The sequence below is a fragment of the Rhodococcus sp. (in: high G+C Gram-positive bacteria) genome (genome assembly GCF_049286785.1).
In the GTDB taxonomy this organism is placed as follows: domain Bacteria; phylum Actinomycetota; class Actinomycetes; order Mycobacteriales; family Mycobacteriaceae; genus Rhodococcus_F.
In genome coordinates, this window is sequence record NZ_JBAQEO010000036.1 from 1 (window position 1) to 2,408 (window position 2,408).

2 protein-coding genes and 1 pseudogene are annotated in these 2,408 nt (G+C 65.2%); 1 reads left to right on the forward strand and 2 read right to left on the reverse strand.

The annotated features are described in order from the left end of the window. Positions 1 to 121 precede the first annotated feature (121 nt). The gene (locus tag WAW17_RS01625) at positions 122 to 709 is read right to left on the reverse strand and encodes a nucleotidyltransferase family protein (protein WP_422331287.1); all 588 of its coding nucleotides are present in this window, start codon (positions 707 to 709) and stop codon (positions 122 to 124) included. A gap of 63 nt (positions 710 to 772) precedes the next feature. Here WAW17_RS01625 and WAW17_RS01630 point away from each other — a divergent pair, with 63 nt between their 5' ends. Then, a complete protein-coding gene (locus WAW17_RS01630; protein ID WP_422331288.1) occupies positions 773 to 1,723 on the forward strand; it encodes an alpha/beta fold hydrolase in 951 nt (316 codons plus the stop codon). A gap of 198 nt (positions 1,724 to 1,921) precedes the next feature. Here the strand turns inward: WAW17_RS01630 and WAW17_RS01635 are convergent. Further along, positions 1,922 to 2,408, reverse strand: a pseudogene (locus WAW17_RS01635) (monooxygenase); the annotation flags it as partial.

Below are 2,408 nucleotides of genomic sequence, written 5' to 3' on the forward strand. Positions count from 1 at the left end.
AAGATGGGACGAGTGCGTCCGCGGGTATGTAGTCGATTCTCGTCGCACTCCGGCGGTATGCGCCATAGCTGGAGCGGAGCACGCCGGCGGCCGTCACGCCGTGCGGGAGGCGACATATGGCCTAGTCGGGGGTGTCGACGTCCCGCCCGGTGCCCAGATCGGAGCAGTCGACCATCTCGGCACCGTGGGCGGTGAGGTACTTCTTGGCTCCGGTATCACCGGTAAGGCTCTGCCGCAAAGGTTTCCAGTGATCCCGGCCGATGAGTACGGGATGTCCGGGCCTGCCGTCGTAGCGGGCCTGTCGCAGACTCGACCGGATCACGTCGGGATCCACCGCCGCTATCCGCTGCACGGCGTCCACGCCGAGGTCGGGGAGGTCGACCAGTGTGATGACCACGGCGTCGACATTCTCGAAGGTCTCGGCCACCTCCAGCCCTCGGCGCAGGGATGCGGACATCCCGCTCCGCCAGTCTTCGGCGATCCCGACGGTAACCGGGACACCGGCGGGGAGGAGCGCTTCGGCGTCGGACGCCCGGGCACCGAGAATCACTATGGTCGGCATGCACCCCGCCGTCGACAGCACCCGGACCGCCCGGGTCAACCAGGGTTCGCCATTCTTGCCGGTGACCAGCGCCTTCGGCATACCCATCCGGGTGCCGCCCCCCGCGGCGAGCAGGACGCCCGCGACCGTTCGCCTTCCGCGTTCCATGTGTTTACGCTACGTTCCGCGCAGTACGCTTTCTCGACCTACGGGATATGAAGGAACGGACGCATGGTGGATCCGAAACGAGTGGGCGAACCCGCTGAGCAGTTGTTCGCGGGACCATGGGGTGGCTCCGGCAGCATCGTGGACATCGACGGGCCCGTTCACTGGGTCGAATACGGAGTCGGGAGTGACACCGGTGAGCCTCCGGTGGTGATGGTTCATGGCCTCGGCGGTTCACACCTCAACTGGGTCCGTGTGGCGCCGGCCCTGGCCGAGCACACACGGGTACTGACGGTGGATCTGCCCGGATTCGGGCTCAGCCCGGCCGGTCACCGCAAGACCGGTGTGCACGCCAACGCGGAGGTGCTGCACCGCTTTCTCCGTGACGTCGTCGGCACGCCGGTCATCCTTATGGGCAACTCCATGGGCGGCATGATCTCGTTGCTCGAGGCGTCCGCGCATCCCGAAGCGGTTGCCGGCCTGGTCCTCGTGGATGCCGCCATGCCCCTCCCCAGGAGGGTGCCGGATCCTCTGGTCGCAGTGCAGTTCGCGATGTACTTCACGCCCTTTGTGGGCGAGCGCTATCTGCAGCGCTCCGTCCACGGTCTGACCGACCGCGAGTTGGTGCAGAGGACTGTCAATCTGTGTTTCGCCGACCCGCGTCGCGCTTCGCCCGAGGTCCTCGAGGCGGCCACGGCTCTGGCGAAGTACCGTCGAGGCCTGCCGTCGCAGGACGCTGCGTTTCTGCAGGCCAGCCGGTCCCTGATGCGTACCCTTGCGCGGCCGCGCCGGTACCTCGACGCCATGCGCGCCATCGAGCAGCCCATCCTGATGGTGCACGGTGACCGCGACCGGCTGGTGCCGGTGGAAGCTGCGCACAGGGTCGCCGCCGCCAACACCGGCTGGGACAGTGAGATCATTCGCGGTGCGGGGCACACCCCTCAACTCGAAGATCCCGAGGCTGTGCTCGGGCACGTCATGACCTGGGTCCGTAAGCACGGACTCATCGCCGTGTAGTCGCGCAGAGTGGATGTGGATGTGGATGTGGGTGTCGGTTGGGAGCGCTCACCTCGGCCGGAATCGGACAGGTCCGGTGTAGAGGATCCTGTGCCAGCGGACGATACTGCCGGACAACACAATTGAGAATCCTGCAGTGACCTGAAGCCGAGGGCAAGTTTCGGCGAGAACCCACAGCACCGTAGGTCTCGGGCCTTGTCAGTCTCTCGATTTCGCGTCCGTAACTGTCGGTCGCAAGCTGGACGGACCGATGGAATCCAGTTTCTCGTGCAGCTTCCTGGTCGAGGTCTGGTACGAGCTGGGATCGGCGGGAAGCAACCACTGACGGAACCGGGCCATGGGTCCGACATTCACGCCGATCTCGTCGAGCACCTCGTCGACATGCCGCAGTGAGAACGGGATGATGTTCGTTCCTCGGGCGTGTTTACCCTCGGTTCGCTCGATCATCCAGTCGAGTCGCTTCTTGGTGAAGGCGCGGCGTGCGTCCGCCGCAGGAAGGTCGGACCCACCTTTGAGACAGCTAACCACCCACATCGCAGCAGCCTCTGCACTCAGCGGACTGAACAGCGACGATCCGTAACCGACGAAGAACAGCCGTGGGATGTCGAGCGGCATGATCTGGCGGTACAGTTCGAAGTTGCCGTTTTCATCGGTGAGGCGCCGCTGCATATCCTCGGTGAGGAAT